The 15,945-nt window shown below is 70.1% G+C and carries 14 protein-coding genes; 4 read left to right on the plus strand and 10 right to left on the minus strand.

Annotation, left to right across the window (positions count from 1 at the left end; all coding sequences use genetic code 11):
• Together ACLVWQ_RS29090 and tkt are read right to left on the minus strand one after the other, a co-directional pair.
• On the minus strand, nucleotides 1-493 hold a 493-nt coding region (locus tag ACLVWQ_RS29090), incomplete at its 3' end, for a transaldolase family protein (protein WP_414112179.1).
• 19 nt (nucleotides 494-512) lie between these two features.
• The gene (gene tkt / locus ACLVWQ_RS29095; RefSeq protein WP_414112180.1) at nucleotides 513-2,630 is read right to left on the minus strand and encodes a transketolase; all 2,118 of its coding nucleotides are present in this window, start codon (nucleotides 2,628-2,630) and stop codon (nucleotides 513-515) included.
• A 146-nt stretch (nucleotides 2,631-2,776) separates the two neighbouring features.
• Between tkt and ACLVWQ_RS29100 the strand changes: the two genes are divergently transcribed.
• Together ACLVWQ_RS29100 and ACLVWQ_RS29105 are read left to right on the plus strand one after the other, a co-directional pair.
• Complete coding sequence (locus ACLVWQ_RS29100) at nucleotides 2,777-3,736, plus strand: helix-turn-helix domain-containing protein (RefSeq protein ID WP_414112181.1); 960 nt, start codon at nucleotides 2,777-2,779, stop codon at nucleotides 3,734-3,736.
• 68 nt (nucleotides 3,737-3,804) lie between these two features.
• A complete protein-coding gene (locus tag ACLVWQ_RS29105) occupies nucleotides 3,805-6,852 on the plus strand; it encodes an NACHT domain-containing protein (protein ID WP_414112182.1) in 3,048 nt (1,015 codons plus the stop codon).
• On the opposite strand, the gene ACLVWQ_RS29110 is transcribed toward ACLVWQ_RS29105, so the two are convergent.
• The 5 genes from ACLVWQ_RS29110 to ACLVWQ_RS29130 form a co-directional block, all read right to left on the minus strand.
• Nucleotides 6,846-8,228 carry a glycoside hydrolase family 16 protein gene (locus ACLVWQ_RS29110; protein ID WP_414112183.1) on the minus strand — a complete coding sequence of 461 codons (1,383 nt, stop codon included), beginning with the start codon at nucleotides 8,226-8,228 and terminating at the stop codon, nucleotides 6,846-6,848. The two genes, ACLVWQ_RS29105 and ACLVWQ_RS29110, sit on opposite strands and share 7 nt — an antisense overlap.
• Nucleotides 8,229-8,526: 298 nt before the next feature.
• Nucleotides 8,527-8,982: a MaoC family dehydratase gene (locus ACLVWQ_RS29115; RefSeq protein ID WP_414112184.1), complete on the minus strand. Its 456-nt coding sequence runs from the start codon at nucleotides 8,980-8,982 to the stop codon at nucleotides 8,527-8,529.
• Between the two features lie 12 nt (nucleotides 8,983-8,994).
• Nucleotides 8,995-10,575, minus strand: a complete 1,581-nt coding sequence (locus ACLVWQ_RS29120) for an acyl-CoA synthetase (protein ID WP_414112185.1) — start codon at nucleotides 10,573-10,575, stop codon at nucleotides 8,995-8,997.
• A gap of 11 nt (nucleotides 10,576-10,586) precedes the next feature.
• Nucleotides 10,587-11,474, minus strand: a complete 888-nt coding sequence (locus ACLVWQ_RS29125) for an amidohydrolase family protein (protein ID WP_414112186.1) — start codon at nucleotides 11,472-11,474, stop codon at nucleotides 10,587-10,589.
• A gap of 3 nt (nucleotides 11,475-11,477) precedes the next feature.
• Nucleotides 11,478-12,395 carry an SDR family NAD(P)-dependent oxidoreductase gene (locus ACLVWQ_RS29130; RefSeq protein ID WP_414112187.1) on the minus strand — a complete coding sequence of 306 codons (918 nt, stop codon included), beginning with the start codon at nucleotides 12,393-12,395 and terminating at the stop codon, nucleotides 11,478-11,480.
• A 204-nt stretch (nucleotides 12,396-12,599) separates the two neighbouring features.
• On the opposite strand from ACLVWQ_RS29130, the gene ACLVWQ_RS29135 reads away from it, so the two are divergent.
• Nucleotides 12,600-13,064 carry a MarR family winged helix-turn-helix transcriptional regulator gene (locus tag ACLVWQ_RS29135; protein ID WP_414112188.1) on the plus strand — a complete coding sequence of 155 codons (465 nt, stop codon included), beginning with the start codon at nucleotides 12,600-12,602 and terminating at the stop codon, nucleotides 13,062-13,064.
• A 101-nt stretch (nucleotides 13,065-13,165) separates the two neighbouring features.
• A complete protein-coding gene (locus ACLVWQ_RS29140) occupies nucleotides 13,166-13,924 on the plus strand; it encodes an IclR family transcriptional regulator (RefSeq protein ID WP_414112189.1) in 759 nt (252 codons plus the stop codon).
• Nucleotides 13,925-14,186: 262 nt separating this feature from the next.
• Here the strand turns inward: ACLVWQ_RS29140 and ACLVWQ_RS29145 are convergent, their stop codons facing one another.
• The 3 genes from ACLVWQ_RS29145 to ACLVWQ_RS29155 form a co-directional block, all read right to left on the minus strand.
• Nucleotides 14,187-14,630 (minus strand): Imm1 family immunity protein, encoded by a 444-nt coding sequence (locus ACLVWQ_RS29145; RefSeq protein WP_414112280.1) that lies wholly within the window; start codon nucleotides 14,628-14,630, stop codon nucleotides 14,187-14,189.
• Between the two features lie 111 nt (nucleotides 14,631-14,741).
• Entirely contained in the window at nucleotides 14,742-15,017 is a 276-nt protein-coding gene (locus ACLVWQ_RS29150) for an Imm1 family immunity protein (RefSeq protein ID WP_414112281.1), read from the minus strand.
• Between the two features lie 20 nt (nucleotides 15,018-15,037).
• Nucleotides 15,038-15,886, minus strand: a complete 849-nt coding sequence (locus tag ACLVWQ_RS29155; RefSeq protein WP_414112190.1) for a PaaX family transcriptional regulator C-terminal domain-containing protein — start codon at nucleotides 15,884-15,886, stop codon at nucleotides 15,038-15,040.
• Nucleotides 15,887-15,945: the final 59 nt, after the last annotated feature.

Here is a 15,945-nt window from a genome sequence, read left to right on the forward strand (position 1 = left end):
CGATCGTCTCGGTGATCGCGGGCAGGCCCGCCCTGGTCGCCGGGATCTTGACCAGCACGTTCGGGCGGTCGACCAGCCAGGCGAGCTGCTTGGCCTCGGCGACCGTCGCCTTCGTGTCGTGGGCCAGCCGCGGGTCGACCTCGATGGAGACCCGGCCGTCCCGGCCGTCGGTGGCGTCGTACACCGGGCGCAGGATGTCCGCGGCGGCGCGCACGTCGGCCGTGGTCATCATCCGTACGGCCTCGTCGACCGTGACGCGGCGCGCGGCGAGGTCGTCGAGCTGCTCCTCGTAGCCTTCGCCGGAGCCGATCGCGGCCTGGAAGATGGAGGGGTTGGTGGTGACACCGACGACGTGCCGGGTGTCGACGAGCCCGGCGAGGTTGCCGGACGTGATGCGGTTGCGGGACAGGTCGTCGAGCCAGATGGAGACGCCTTCGCCGGAGAGGGCCTTCAGGGGGTCCGCGGTGGTGGTTGTTTCGGTCACAGAGATCATCTTCCTTCTTGCGGTCGGATCAACCGCGGACGGCGGAGGGGCCGGCGGCTGAACTGCCGGTTGTCGAGTCGAGTGCGGCCCGTGCGGCCGCGGCGACGTTCTCGGCGGTGAAGCCGTACTCGGCGAACAGGGTCTTGGCGTCGGCTGAGGCGCCGAAGTGCTCCAGGGAGACGATGCGTCCGTTGTCACCGACGTACCGGTACCAGGTGAGACCGATGCCGGCCTCGACCGCCACGCGGGCCTTCACGGACGGCACGAGCACCGACTCCCGGTAGGCGGCGTCCTGCTCCTCGAACCACTCCACGGACGGCATCGACACCACCCGGGTGCCCACTCCCTCCGTTTCCAACTGCTCGCGGGCCGCGACGGCGAGCTGGACCTCGGATCCGGTGGCGATCAGGATCACGTCGGGCGTGCCGGTGGAGGAGTCGAGCAGGACGTACCCGCCCTTGGCCGCCTCGGGGTTTGCGTCGTACGTCGGTACGCCCTGACGGGTGAGGGCCAGGCCGTGCGGGGCCGGGTTCGTCGCGTGCCGCCGGGTGATCTCGGCCCAGGCGATCGCCGTCTCGTTGGCGTCGGCGGGGCGCACGATGTTGAGGCCGGGGATGGCGCGCAGCGAGGCCAGGTGTTCGACCGGCTGGTGGGTGGGGCCGTCCTCGCCGAGGCCGATGGAGTCGTGCGTCCACACGTACGTCACCGGGAGCTGCATGAGGGCGGCCAGGCGGACGGCGTTGCGCATGTAGTCGGAGAACACCAGGAAGGTGCCGCCGTAGATGCGGGTGTTGCCGTGCAGCGCGATGCCGTTCATCTCCGCGGCCATGGAGTGCTCGCGGATACCGAAGTGGATGGTGCGGCCGTACGGGTCGGCCTCCGGCAGCGGGTTGCCCTTCGGCAGGAACGAACTCGCCTTGTCGATGGTCGTGTTGTTCGAGCCAGCGAGGTCGGCGGAGCCGCCCCACAGCTCGGGGAGCACGTCACCGAGGGCCTGGAGGACCTTGCCGGACGCCGCACGGGTCGCCACCGAGGTGCCGGGCTCGAACACCGGCAGCGCGCTCTGCCAGTCCTCGGGCAGCTGACCGGAGACGATCCGGTCGAAGAGCTTCGAGCGCTCGGGCTGCGCGGTACGCCACGCGGCGAGCTGCTTGTTCCAGCCGGCGTGCGCCTCGGCGCCGCGGTCGAGGGCGCGCCGGGCGTGGCTCAGCACCTCGTCGGACACCTCGAAGGTCTGCTCGGGGTCGAAGCCCAGCAGGCGCTTGGTGGCCGCGATCTCCTCCGCGCCGAGCGCCGAGCCGTGCGAGGCCTCGGTGTTCTGGGCGTTCGGGGCGGGCCAGGCGATGATGGTGCGCATCGCGATGATCGAGGGGCGCCCGGTCTCGTTCCTGGCGGCGGTCAGGGCCTCGTACAGCGCGGGTACGTCGACGTCGCCGCCGAGTGAGGGCTCGATCCGCTGCACGTGCCAGCCGTACGCCTCGTAGCGCCCCAGCACGTCCTCGGAGAACGCCGTGGCGGTGTCGCCCTCGATCGAGATGTGGTTGTCGTCGTAGAGGAAGACGAGGTTGCCGAGCTTCTGGTGGCCGGCCAGCGAGGAGGCCTCGGCGGAGATGCCCTCCTCCAGGTCGCCGTCGGAGACGATCGCCCAGACGGTGTGGTCGAAGGGGGACTCGCCCTCGGGGGCGTCCGGGTCGAAGAGTCCGCGCTCGTAGCGGGCGGCCATCGCCATGCCGACCGCGTTGGCGACACCCTGGCCCAGCGGGCCCGTGGTGGTCTCGACCCCGGCCGTGTGGCCGTACTCGGGGTGTCCCGGCGTCTTGGAGCCGTGGGTGCGGAACGTCTTCAGGTCGTCCAGCTCCAGCTCGTAGCCGGAGAGGAAGAGCTGGGTGTAGAGGGTCAGCGAGGTGTGGCCGGGGGAGAGGACGAAGCGGTCGCGGCCGGTCCACTCGGGGTCTGCGGGATCGTGACGCATCACCTTCTGAAAGAGGGTGTACGCGGCCGGAGCCAGACTCATCGCGGTGCCGGGATGGCCGTTGCCGACCTTCTGCACGGCGTCGGCCGCCAGCAGACGGGCCGTGTCGACGGCGCGCCGGTCCAGTTCGGTCCACTCCAGGCCGATGGAGCTGTCAGGTGTCTGCGTGCTCATCTTCAAGTAATCCTCGCTGGAAGTCCGATAACTGCTCTGTTGCGTTCAACCTTAAAAGTCATACTTTTAAGAGGGAAGGTGCCTCTGTGTCAGCCTTTGGTGAAAGTGGGACACGACCCGCGGGACCGAGCCGACACGAGAAGGACATGGCGGACACAAGAGACCAATACGACGGCGACGGCGACAGGGGCCGCGACAAGAGCGGCGACGGAAGCGGTGGCGGTAGCGGTGGGGGCGGCGCCCGGACCGGGATCAGGACCTTTCCCTTCCCCGTCGACCTGAGCGTCCTCGGTGTGGGTATGCAGGTGGGTCCGATGGAGGCAGGCCGCAGCTGGCATTCGGGCGAGCGGATCGACCGCGTCCACCGCATCGACTTCCATGTGGTCCTGCTCTTCCGGGGCGGCCCCGTCCGGCACATGATCGACTTCGACGAGTACGAGGCCGGTGACGGCGAGATCCTGTGGATCCGCCCCGGCCAGGTGCACCGCTTCTCCGCGCCGGCCGACTACCGCGGCACGGTCTTGATCATGCAGCCGGGTTTCCTGCCCCGCGCCACCGTCGAGGCGACCGGCCTCTACCGCTACGACCTGCCCCCGCTGCTGCGCCCCGACCCGGCCCAGCGCACCGCGCTGGAGAACTCCCTCACCCAACTGGAGCGCGAGTACGTCGACACGGGCACCCTGCCGCTCAGCCTGCACACCGCCGTGCTGCGGCACACCCTGACCGCGTTCCTGCTGCGGCTGGCCCATCTCGCCGCGGGCGCCGCCGACACGGCGCACGAACAGGCCGACAGCACCTTCACCCGCTTCCGCGAGGCCGTCGAGAAGGGCTTCGCCACCAACCACAGCGTCAGCGCCTACGCGGACGCCCTCGGCTACTCCCGGCGCACCCTCGTGCGCGCGGTCCGCGCCGCGACGGGCGAGACCCCCAAGGGCTTCATCGACAAACGGGTCGTCCTGGAGGCGAAGCGCCTGCTGGCCCACACGGACCTGCCGATCGGCCGCGTCGGCGCGGTCGTGGGCTTCCCCGACGCGGCCAACTTCTCCAAGTTCTTCACCCAGCACACGGGGACGACACCGGTGACGTTCCGGGCGGAGCTGCGCTGACTCTCCTGCCGTGCTGCGGTGGACTGCCTACCATTGGCGTACGCGTCTTCGTCGGCTCGGGGGGCTGGATGGATCCGGCAAGCATCGGTACGACCGCCCGTATCGCCTCGGCGGTGGCCCGGCCGATCATCGCGCGGCTCTTCGTCCGCGAGAGCGACGGCGCCGGTCTGGTCGACAGACCTGTCCGGGTCGCGGGACTGCTGCGCTGGCGTGGTGAGAAACGTTCTCTGAACACCGTCGACATGTGGAAGATTGCACACGACCTGGTGGACCGTGCGATCGAGGCGAATCCCGCCGAGCACGTGGTGCCCTCTGACGAACGCGAGCCGGTCGCCGAGGCGTTGGCGATGACACTCAGCGCCCTGGGGGAGCTGGACATGGACGACATCGAGGTCGTCCGGCTGGGACACCGTGCCCTGGCGCGACGACTGCTGGCCGCGCGTCCGCACGCCACCCGTGACCTGTCGGCCGACGCATCCGTGCTCCACGACAGCCTCCTCGACCTGAGCTGTCTGCACGTCCTGCACTTTTTCACCCAGCGTTCCACCTTCGTGGCCCACGCCCTGCTCGCCCAGACCCGGCTGCTGGACGAGACCCTGCGCCTGCTGGACGCGCTCGTCGAGCGGAGCCCGCGTCCCGGCAGCGAGGACGAGACCTTCGAGACCCGCTACTTGGCGCACGTCGTCAGCAAGTACGGGAAGCTCAACATCTTCGGTCTCGACCTGAGCGGCCCGGGGCGGGCGCGGTGGCCGCTCGACACCGCGTACCTGAGCCTGGAACTGGCGTCACCGCACGCGGGGGGTCTTCCCTCGGCCAAACGCAGACGGGTCGAGGAGGCGCTGGCCGGCCGGAGCCGGGCGCTGCTGCGTGGTCTCGCCGGGTCGGGCAAGACCACACTCATGCAGTGGCTGGCCGTCTCGGCGGCCCAGGACTCGTTCCCCGAAGGGCTGGCCGAACTGCGCGGCCGCATCCCCTTCATGCTTCCGCTGCGCGCGCTGTCGCAGGGCTCCTCGCTTCCTCGCCCCGAGCAGTTCCTCTCGGCGGTGGGCAGCATCCTGCACGGACTGCAGCCGGAGCACTGGGCCGACCGGGTGCTGCGCAGCGGGCGCGGCATGCTGCTCATCGACGGCGTGGACGAGGTCTCCGAGACCGAACGGCCGCAGGTCCGACGGTGGTTGCTCGACCTCGTCGATCTGTACCCCCACACGTTCTTCCTCGTCACCACCCGTCCCTCGGCGGTGGACACGGACTGGCTCGCCGAAGAGGGCTTTCCCGAGTTCGACCTCCTCCCGATGAACCGTCATGACGTCGATCGGTTCATCCAGCGCTGGCACGACGCCGTCCTCACCGCCGTCGACGACCTGGAGGAACGCCGTACGGTGGAACGCTGCCGTGGCGCGCTGCGGGACACCCTGCGCCGCAAACATGACCTCTTCAGGCTGTCCACCAATCCGCTCATGTGCGCGCTGATCTGTGCGCTGCACCGGGACCGGCGCACCCATCTGCCCGAGCGACGCATGGAGTTGTACGCCGCCGCGCTGACGATGCTGCTCGTCCGACGTGACAAGGAGCGGGAGATCGCGGCACCGGAGGGCCTGGCGCCCACCGAGGAGGCACAGGTCCAGCTGTTGCAGCGGATCGCGTACTGGCTGATCCGCAACGGACGCTCCGAGGCCGCACAGGCCAGCGCCGTACGAATCATCCGCGAGAAGCTCCCCACGATGCCGCAGATGGCGCCGCCCTCCGCCGCGGAGGACGTGTTCCGCTTCCTGCTGCTGCGCAGCGGTGTCCTGCGGGAGCCGGCCCCCGACACCGTCGACTTCATCCACCGGACCTTCCAGGACTACCTCGGTGCCAAGGCCGCCGTGGAGGCGGAGGACCTCGACCTGCTCGCGGACCGGGGCAGGGACGATCAGTGGGAGGACGTGATCCGGCTCGCGGTGGGCCACGCCAGGGACGGTGAACGGGCCCATCTGCTGCAGCGGCTCCTGCAACTCGGAGACGAGACCACGGACCTGCAACTGCGGCGCCGTTACCACCTGTTGGCCGCCGCGGCGCTCGAACACGCCACGACCCTCGACCCGGCGGTGCGCGCCGCCGTCCTGCTCAGGGCCTCGGCGCTGATCCCGCCTGCCAACGGCACGGACGCCGAGCAACTGGCCACCGCCGGCGACATTGTGCTCGACCTGCTGCCTGCCCCGGCGGAGTTGACCCTCGCCCAGGCGCAGGCGACGCTGACCACCGTCGCGCGCATCGGAGGTGAGGCCGCTCTGCGCAAGCTGGTCCCCTTCAAGCGGGTGCACGACCGCGAGGTGCGGCAGCAGCTCGCCCTGTCCTGGCCGTACTTCGACGCTCGTGCCTTTGTCGAGGAGATCCTTGTCGGACTGCCCCTCGACGACCTCACGCTGCATCTGTCGAGCCGTGAACAGATCGACTGCCTGAGCGCGCTCCACACCGTGCCGCACGTCTCGGTCCGCGGGCATCTGCTGACGGACGGCCTCATCGACGTGCTGGCCGGGGTGAATCTCCATTCTTTGGCGATCGCCGCCTCCAGTGCCTCGTCGTTCGGCGTCCCCTCGCTGGAACCGCTCGCCGGACTGCGACGGCTCACGGTCGAGTCGTGCGACGTCCTCACCAGCACGACCTCGGTCGGCGACTGCGCCGCGGAGGAACTCGTCCTGCACCGGGTGCCCGAGCACCTGGATCTCGCCTTCCTCAGCCGGGCGTCGCGACTGCGCTCCCTGACGCTCTCCTCGCCGCACACGGTGCCGATACCGAAGGTGCCGCTGCCCAGGGTCACCTCTCTCGACGTGGACGGCGTGCTCACGGGCCAGGCGCTCCCCGACATCGCGGCGGTGTTCCCCGGTCTCACCAAGCTGACGCTGCGGCTGACCTGTCGCAGCTACCGTGCCCCGGTCGACCTCTCGGTACTGCGGGGTGTCACCCGGGGCCGGATCGCCGTCACACTCGTGGACACCGGAAAGGTCCACGGGCTGGAGGCGCTCCCCGCGGACCGCGTAACGGTACGGCACGAGGGGCGGCCCAAGGCGGGGCGGTTGCGGCGCCGCCGCACCCGGGCTGGTGCGGCGGCACCTGGTGACCTTCCGTATCAGTGACCGAAGTTGAACCAGTTCACGTTCACGAAGTCGGCCGGCTGGCCGCTGGTGAAGGTCAGATAGACGTCATGGGTGCCGGTGACACCGCTGATGTTCGCTGGGACGGTCCGCCAGCTCTGCCAGCCGCCGGTGTTGGCGAGCGCGAAGCTGCCGACGGGTGTGCTGGTCCGGCTGTCGAGGCGGACCTCGACGAGGCCGCTGACGCTGGTCCCGGCGCCGCTCGCGACCCGCGCGTTGAACTGCGTGGCCGCGGAGGAACCGAAGTTGACACCCTTGTACTGCACCCAGTCGCCGTTCGCGAGGGCGCCGATGTTCTGGCCGCCGCCCGAGTCGGTGGTGGTCTCGGTGATCGTGCCGCTCTGGCCGTCGAAGGACTCGGCCTGGATCGGACTGTACGCGTCACGGTTGCCGGTCGGCGGAGGAGTGGTGCCGCCGCCGGACTGGAGCACCTGGACGTAGTCGACGACCAGCGGGTTGCCGGGCACCGTGGCACCGTCCGGGCCGCCGCCGAAGGCGTCCACGAAACCGCCGCCCATCGCCACGTTCAGGATGATGAAGAAGCCGTGGTTCGTGGCGTTCGACCAGGTCGTCGCGTCGACCTGGTTCGCCCGTACGGTGTGGTAGTTGACGTTGTCGACGTAGAAGCGGATCTCCTCCGGGCTCGTCGACCGGTCCCACTCCATGCCGTACGTGTGGAAGCCCGCCTGGCAGGTCGCGCCGGGGCAGGCCGTGGAGCCGCCGATCCCGGTCGTCTCGTTGCACGGGCCTCCCGGGCTGCTGCCGCAGTGCATCGTGGCCCACACGGTGTTGAGGCCCTGGACGTTCTCCAGGATGTCCAGCTCACCGACGCTCGGCCAGTTCTGGTAGTTGCCGCGGTAGGGCGCGCCCAGCATCCAGAACGCCGGCCAGTAACCGCGGGCGGCGGCGCCCGTCACGTTCGGCATCTGGATCCGGGACTGGACACGCAGCTTGCCGCCGGCGGGCGGCCGGAAGTCGGTGCGGTTGGTCTCGATGCGGCCCGAGGTCCAGTTGCCCGAGGCGTCGCGCCGGGGGGTGATCCGGAGGTTCCCCGAGCCGTCGAGGGCCACGTTGTTGGTGCTGGACGTCATGTTCTCGATCTCGCCCGTGCCCCAGTTCGAGGGCCCGCCCGGGTAGCCGTGGCCGGTCGCGTACTGCCAGTTCGCGGTGTTGACGCCGGTACCCGCGGTGCCGTTGAAGTCGTCGACGAAGACCTGGGTCCAGCCGCTGGGCGGCGTGGGCGCGTCCGCCGTCGCCGCCGTGGCCCCGGCCGCCGCCAGGCTCAGCACGCCGACCAGCGCGATGACGGTACGCCGCAGTCGGCCAGGTCTCTTGAGTGTGCCGGAAGTTTCCCTCATGGGTGCCTCTTCGGGTACGGAGTGGGGATGCGCGGAGGTTTTTGAGAGCGCTCTCATCACAGCTGCGCGGCCAATGTGCTCTTCGGTACTCCGGCCGTCAAGAGGTAAAGCAGAGAAAGCCCGCAAGGGGCCGGGGAGTTCACGCCGTGAAGGGGGAGGAGGGTGGAGGCGGGAGCGGGGACGGAACGGACGTGCCGTCAGAAAGCGCTTCCAGCAGTCGGGTTGCCGAGTCGCCCCGGATCACGTGCCGGACGGCGGCCGCGACGGAGGCGCCCGCCCCCGAGCCCCGGGGCACCCCTCAGACGTAGAAGCGGGACAGACTCTGCAGCACGGCCGCGGGCTTGGCCGTGCCGTCGATCTCGATCGCGCCGTCGACCGTGACCTGTACCCCGCCCGGCACATCCTCGACGGACGCCAGCTTCGCGACGAGCCGGATCCGCGAGCCGACCTTCACCGGCGAGGGGAACCGCACCTTGTTCAGACCGTAGTTGACCTTCGTGGCCACCCCCTGGACGTCCAGCAGTTCGGTGAAGAGCGGGATGAAGAGGGAGAGCGTGAGATAGCCGTGCGCGATGGGCGCGCCGAACGGCCCCTCCTTGGCCCTCTCCGCGTCGACGTGGATCCACTGGTGGTCGCCCGTCGCGTCGGCGAAGGTGTTGACGCGTTCCTGGGTGACCTCGATCCACTCGCTGGTGCCGAGGTCGCCACCGGCGAGCTTCTTGAGTTCGTCGACGCCGTTCACGGTGATGCTCATATGGCTTTTCCTTCACGGGTAGTCGGTACCGGAGTGGGTACCAGGGGCGGTTCCGGCTTCAGTGCCGGTTTCAGTACCGGGGTGCGCGCGGAGGTCGGTGCCGTACCGGCTCCGGACGCGGGACTTGAGGAGCTTCCCGGAGGCGGTGCGCGGGAGTTCGTCCGCGAGCACCACCGATTTCGGGATCTTGTACTTGGCGAGGCGTCCGGCGAGGGACGCGATCACCTCGGCGGGGTCGAGCTCGGCACCCGAGCGCGGCACGACGACCGCGCGCGGTGTCTCGCCCCACTTCTCGTCGGGCACGCCGATGACCGCGCACTCGACGATGTCGGGGTGGGTGAGGAGCTGGTCCTCTATCTCGGCGGGGTAGATGTTCTCCCCGCCCGAGATGATCATGTCTTTGATCCGGTCGACGATGGTCACGTACCCGTCCTCGTCGACCCGGGCGGCGTCCCCGCTGCGGAACCAGCCGTCGCTGAACACGGCCGCGGTCTCCTCGGGCAGCCCCCAGTAGCCGGGCATGACGTGCGGCCCCCGGACGACCACCTCGCCGGTCTCGCCGACATCGGCAGGGGCGAGGTCGGGCCGTACGACCCGTACGTCGCTGAAGAAGTGCGGCACGCCCGCCGAACCCGCCTTGGCCACCGCGTGCTCGGCGTCCAGGAAGAGCGTGCCGGGCGAGGCCTCGGTCATGCCGTAGCCCTGGAGGAAGGTGAGCCCCCGCTCCTGGTAGGCGGCGATGAGCGGGGTCGGCACGGGTGAGCCGCCGCAGCTGAGCATCCGCAGCGAGGACAGGTCCGCGTCCGCCCAGCGCGGATGGCGGGCCACCTGGTCGAACATGGTGGGCACACCGAACATGAAGGTGATCCGGTGCCGTTCGATCAGGTCGAAGGTGGCCGCCGGTTCGAAGGCCTCGGCCAGGACGCAGGTACCGCCCTTGAGGAGGACCGGCAGGGTGAGCATGTTCAGCCCCGCCGTGTGGAACAACGGGGCCGAGACCAGAGCGCGTTCGTCTGCGATCAGGTCCTGGTCGACCAGGACGTTGACGGCGTTCCAGGTCAGGTTGGCGTGGGTGAGCATCGCGCCCTTGGGCCGGCCCGTGGTGCCCGAGGTGTACATGATGATGCAGGTGTCGTCGGCGGAGACGGGTTCGTCGACCGGCTCGTCTTTGGCCGACGCCAGCAACTGGTCGTACTCGCCGCCCACTTCGACGTAAGTACGTACATCGCTGTGGCCCGGGAGCCCCGCGACCAGCCCCGCCAGCGACGGCCCGTACACCAGGACCTTGGCCCCGGAGTCGTCGAGCTGGTAGGCGATCTCGGGGCCGGCGAGGCGGATGTTGAGGGGTACGAAGACCGCGCCGAGCGTGCCGGCGGCGAAGAGGGTCTCCAGGTAGGAGGGGTGGTTGGGGCCCAGGTAGGCGACCCGGTCGCCGCGCCGCACCCCGCGGGCGCGCAGGGCGTGCGCGAGGCGGGTGGTGCGCTCGTGCAGCGCGCCGTACGTGAGCGTCGTGCCGTGGTGGATCAGGGCGGTGCGGTGGGGGGTCTTGCGGGCCCGGCGGGCGGGCCACGACCCCAGTCCCTCGTTGCGCATCGGTGTGCCCCCTAGGGTGTGGTGAGGCCGAGCAGCCGGGCCGCGTTCTCCTTGAGGATCCCGGGCCGGACCTCGTCCTTGACGGGCAGCTTCGCGAAGTCGGCGAGCCAGCGGTCCGGGGTGAGGACCGGGTAGTCGGAGCCGAACAGGACCTTGTCCTTGAGCAGCGTGTTCGCGTACTGCACGAGCTGCGGCGGGAAGTACTTCGGCGACCAGCCGGACAGGTCGATGTGGACGCCCGGCTTGTGTGTGGCGACGGCGAGGGCCTCGTCCTGCCAGGGGAAGGACGGATGCGCCAGGATGACCTTCAGATGCGGGAAGTCCGCGGCGACGTCGTCGACGTACAGCGGGTTGGAGTACTTGAGCCTGATCCCGCCGCCGCCCGGCACCCCGGCCCCGATGCCCGTCTGCCCGGTGTGGAAGAGGGCGACGGTGCCGGTCTCCTCGATGACCTCGTACAGGCCGTAGGCCACGGACCGGTCGTTCGGGAAGAAGCCCTGGATGCTGGGGTGGAACTTGAAGCCCTTCACCCCGTACTCCTCGACGAGGCGCCGGGCCTGCTTCACACCGGCCTTGCCGCGGAAGGGGTCGATGGAGGCGAAGGGGATCAGTACGTCCGGGTTGGCGGCGGCCGCCTCGGCGACCTCCTCGTTCGGGACGGGCGCGGTGCCGGTGGCGGACTCGGCGTCGACCGTGAAGACCACGGCGGCCATCTTCCGCTCCCGGTAGTACGCGGCCGTCTCCTCCAGGGTCGGCTTCCGCTTGCCCTCGACCTTGAAATAGGCGCTGGAGGCGGCGTGCAGGTCGTCGTCGAGGGAGGAGGCGCCGCCCTTGGAGGAGACCTCGGCATGGGTGTGGACGTCGATCGCGGTGAGTTCCGCGACGTCGATGGCCGTCATCGGTCAGGCCTCCGGGAGCTTCGGCGCGGGGATGCCGACGCTCTGCGGCTCGGCGCCGAGCGAGGTGGCCCAGACGTCGGCGAGCGCCTCGGGCGTCCAGCCGCCGTCGGCGTACGCCGTGGTGATCTCCTGGGGATGGGACCACAGGGCGACCTTGTCCCCGCCGATGCCGATGGCCTGGCCGGTCACCCCGCGCGCGGCCTCGGAGGCCAGGAACGGGACGAGGGCGGCGCAGTCCTCGGGGGTGCCGAAGCCCTCGCCCTTGCGCAGGAAGTCCGGCAGGGGCTCGCCGCCCCGCAGTGCCTCGATGTAGGGCGCGAAGGCCGGGATGGACTCGGTCATCGCGGTCGCGGCCACCGGCACGATGGCGTTGACGGTGACGCCGGCCCGGCCCAGCTCCATCGACCAGGTACGGGCCATCGCGGCGATGCCGGCCTTGGCGGCGGCGTAGTTGGTCTGGCCGAAGTTGCCGCGCTGGCCCGCCGGTGAGCCGACCAGGATCAGGGTGCCGCCCTCACCCTGCTCGCGCATGCGTACGGCGGCGGCGCGGGCGCAGGTGAACGTGCCCTTGAGGTGGGTGGTGATCACCGCGTCGAAGTCGTCGTCGGTCATCTTCCACAGGACCTTGTCGCGCAGGATGCCCGCGTTGGTGACCAGGACGTCGAGGCGGCCGAACTCCCGGACCGCCCGGCCCACCAGCCGGTCGGCGGCCTCGGTGGTGCCGACCGCGACCACCTCGGCCACGGCGGTGCCGCCCGCGGCGGTGATCGCCTCGACGGCCTGCTCGGCGACGGCCTCGTCCACGTCGTTGACGACCACGCGGGCGCCCGCGGCGGCCAGGGCGTGTGCGTAGGCCAGGCCGAGGCCGCGGCCGGAGCCGGTGACGACGGCGACTTTGCCGGTCAGATCGATGCTGGGCACGAGTGTGTCCCTTCGGGGTCGATACGGGTGACGAGATCGAAGCTAAGGACAATAATTGTTGACGTCAATAGTTGTTGCCGTTCGATCCGTGCGTCATGCTGGTCCCGTACCGCAGCAAGCAGCACCGCGCCCCGGCAGGACCGGACGGGGCCACCGACCAGGGAGCCCGCCATCGCCCGCCAGCCACATGTGACAGACCCCGTCGTGGGCCCCGCCTCCGTCGACGCCCAGGAGCCGTGGATGCGCGGGCTGCACGCGGACACCGGCTATCTGCTGTACCGGCTGGGCCTGCGCTCGGGTCAGTTGTTCAACACGTTCCTCCAGGAGTCGGGGCTGCGGCTGCGCCACTACGCCCTGCTGCGGTTCCTGGCCACCTCCGAGGGCGCGCTCCAGCGGGAGCTGAGTTCACGGCTCGGCTACGACCCGAGCGCGATCGTCGGCCTGGTCGACGACCTGGAGAAGCTCGGGTTCGCCGAGCGCCGCCCCTCGCCGGACGACCGCCGCAGCCGCATCGTGGTGCTGACCGGGGACGGGCGGGCGTTCCTGCGCGACACCGACGAGGCGGGCCTGCGCGTGACGAACGACCTGCTGGCCCCGCTGGACCCCGCCGAGCGGGACACGCTGCACACACTGCTGCAACGGGTCGCGGAGAACGAGCTGAACGCATGAGGGCGTCCGCCCATGAGGGGTGCCGGCCCATGACCCCGCTCGCTCCGGCCGTGACCGCACGCGGTCTGTGACGGCACTCGGTACATGACGACACTCGACCCATGACCCCGCCGTCCGCGCCGCACCGCCTGCTGTCCGTGCTCGCCGCCTTCGACCACGACCACCCGGCGCTCTCCCTCACGGACATCAGCCGTCGGGCCGGACTCTCCCTCACCACCGCGCACCGGCTCGTGGGCGCGCTGAGCGACTGGGGCGCCCTGGAGCGGGACGCGGCCGGGATCTACCACGTGGGCCTGCGGCTGTGGGAGATCGCGGCACTCTCCCCGCGCGGGCTGGCGCTGCGGCAGGTCGCGCTGCCGTATCTGGAGGACCTGTACGAAGCCACGCACGAGAACGTGCAGTTGGCGGTGCGGGACGGATCGGAGGTCGTCTACATCGAGTGGATCTCGGGCCGTTCGGCCGTGGGAGTGAAGATCCAGGTGGGCGCGCGCTGGCCGCTGCACGCGACCGGCGTGGGGCTCGCGCTGCTCGCCCACTGCGAGCCGGGGTTCCAAGTGGCGTACTGCGGCGGGCCGCTGGCCGGCTTCACGCCGCACACCATCACGGATCCGGCCGAGCTGCGCCGCGCACTCGCCGAAGTCCGTCGCTCCGGCGTGGCGGTGAGCAGCCGTCAGATCACGGACGACGCGCTGTCGGTGGCCGCGCCGGTCCGGGGCGCGGACGGCACCGTGACCGCGGCGGTCTCGGTGGTGGTACCCGAACACGGCGCGCAGACACCGGCGTTGATCCCCGCGGTGCGACTGGCCGCACGCGGGATCTCCCGGGCACTGGGCTGGCAGCCGGATCCGTCGGGAAGGTGAGGCGGCGGGGAGGGCCACCGGGCAACAGCGAGCGGCCGGCGCCTCCTCCTCGCACGCCCTTCGCCCCGAGGAGCCGCTCATGCCCGCCCCTTCCGGGATCACCCCCACCGTCGCCCGCCTGCGCGCGGCGAACCCGTACGTCGTCGACGCCGCGCTCGCCGCACCGGCTGACCTGGCAGAGGCGCCGCTGACCATGACCGACATGCCGGCCGCGATCATTTTGCTGCCCGCGCAAGGTGGACGGCTCCTGCGGGTCCTGTTTCTACACCGACTGCTCAAGGCGCTGCCATGGCACGCATCGCGGCCGCGCACCCGTTCGAGATCTACAGAACTCCTCGACGGCTTCGCGGACCAGCTCGACCGGAACCGCCGCCTCTCGCGGATAGTAACTGGGGTTCCCCGGATCTGAGATCAGCCAGGGATCGAAGCTCGGGGGATCCGAGACCCCCGAAGTCCATACGGATCGGTTCACGTCGTCTTCGGGTGATCCCTCGGGAATGCTGGTCGTCCACCACTTCAATGCCCCGTACCCGTTTTGAGTGTTCACCGAGACGTAAAGGTAGTTATTTGGCCATCTCTCATCGCTCTCTTCCGGGTACTTGCCCTTGACGATACTGAGCACAGCCATTTCGGGAATGATCTCAAAGCCGTCAGGATTCCGCCCTTCCTGGATGAGATCACTCATGATGTGGTCGATGAGTGACATCACCTCCTGTTCGGTGCGGGCGTAGAATTCCCCAGCGTGCGTGCCGCCGAGCACGATCAACTTGTGCGTCTCCTCCCGCGTGTTCTCTTGCGCTCTCGCTGTGAAATCCCGTCAGGGGGTCCGGCTGCCGTTCAGCTCGCCGGGAACCCAGTTGATGTGCGCCGGCCGTTCGCCCAGAGAAGCGCAGTACTCTTCGACCGCCTTGCGGACGTCTGCCACAGGCAGCACTCCGCGCGGGTCGAAGTACGAAGGGCAATGGGCGTCCGAAAGAACCTCCGGGTCGAAAGGCGGAGTATTTTCACCGTCAGAGACCCATGGGTGATCCACCGGTCCATTTTCAGGATGCTGCTTGTATCGCGCCCCGTGCTCCCATCCGGCGAACCACACGGCACCGGCCAACGCGTTCTTCAGGTTGGCGCTGTTCTCGTAGTAGGGAGCGGGCGGGTCGGTACCAGGTCGAGCAGGTGGTCCGCGGCCTTCTGTGCCGGGTCCGTCAAGTGTGTGTACACCGACTTGAACGTCTTCTCGGCCTGTTCCGCGGGCCAGTTGTCCGGGAGGTGTTCGAGCGGGAGGCGTGGGTCGCGGCGGATCACCTGTAGCCACTCCGTCGAGAGGCGCAGTCGTAGGGCGAGCGCGGCGAGGTCCGGGGGGTTCGTCGTCCTCCGGGGCTGCCAGCGGCGGGTGAACTCCTCGTAGCGCGCGGCCAGTTCCGTCAAGGCCCAGGTCTCCTCGACCATCGAGGCGATGTCCGTGCCGGGGTCCGCGTGGGCCCGGAAGATCTTCACGTGGGCGGACAGGCCCAGCTCGGCGACGAGCCCGGAGACGTCCGCCTCACCGGGCGCGATCCACAGCCCGCCGAACAGCGGACCGAACCCGCTCCACGTCAACCGCGCCCGCAGATCGTGCCGTTGGCGCTGCCAGGACTCGGGCAGCGAGAAGCCGAGCAGGGTCCAGGTGCCGTCCCAGCGGCGATTGACGGCCCCCGTCTCCCAGATCCGCCGCTCGCCGTCCCGCAGCACCGCCTCGGAACGCTCGGTCAGTCCGAAGTACATCCGGCGTCCCTCGCGCTGCCGCCGCAGCAGACCGCGGCCGGCCATGCGCGTCAGCGTCGAGCGGGTCGCGTGCTCCCCGACCCCCGCGCGCCCGAAGACGTCGACGACGCTCCCCGAGTACACACAGACGTCCCGGCCGAGCACCTGGTCGCCCAGGAACGACAGCATGAGGGACTGGGGCCGCAGCGCCTCGTCGGTGGTCACCCGGCCCACGGTACGCCCGCCGATCAGCCCGTCACCAGGTCGTACGGGCCCACCGCGCG

It is taken from the genome of Streptomyces sp. CWNU-52B (genome assembly GCF_047444975.1).
Taxonomy (GTDB): domain Bacteria; phylum Actinomycetota; class Actinomycetes; order Streptomycetales; family Streptomycetaceae; genus Streptomyces.

What these genes read in the sequence shown, in the direction of transcription:
- tkt (WP_414112180.1), bottom strand. Translation starts at nt 2,630, where the DNA reads ATGAGCACGCAGACACCTGACAGCTCCATCGGCCTGGAGTGGACCGAA.
- ACLVWQ_RS29100 (WP_414112181.1), top strand. Translation starts at nt 2,777, where the DNA reads ATGGCGGACACAAGAGACCAATACGACGGCGACGGCGACAGGGGCCGC.
- ACLVWQ_RS29105 (WP_414112182.1), top strand. Translation starts at nt 3,805, where the DNA reads ATGGATCCGGCAAGCATCGGTACGACCGCCCGTATCGCCTCGGCGGTG.
- ACLVWQ_RS29110 (WP_414112183.1), bottom strand. Translation starts at nt 8,228, where the DNA reads ATGAGGGAAACTTCCGGCACACTCAAGAGACCTGGCCGACTGCGGCGT.
- ACLVWQ_RS29115 (WP_414112184.1), bottom strand. Translation starts at nt 8,982, where the DNA reads ATGAGCATCACCGTGAACGGCGTCGACGAACTCAAGAAGCTCGCCGGT.
- ACLVWQ_RS29120 (WP_414112185.1), bottom strand. Translation starts at nt 10,575, where the DNA reads ATGCGCAACGAGGGACTGGGGTCGTGGCCCGCCCGCCGGGCCCGCAAG.
- ACLVWQ_RS29125 (WP_414112186.1), bottom strand. Translation starts at nt 11,474, where the DNA reads ATGACGGCCATCGACGTCGCGGAACTCACCGCGATCGACGTCCACACC.
- ACLVWQ_RS29140 (WP_414112189.1), top strand. Translation starts at nt 13,166, where the DNA reads ATGACCCCGCCGTCCGCGCCGCACCGCCTGCTGTCCGTGCTCGCCGCC.
- ACLVWQ_RS29145 (WP_414112280.1), bottom strand. Translation starts at nt 14,630, where the DNA reads ATGTCACTCATCGACCACATCATGAGTGATCTCATCCAGGAAGGGCGG.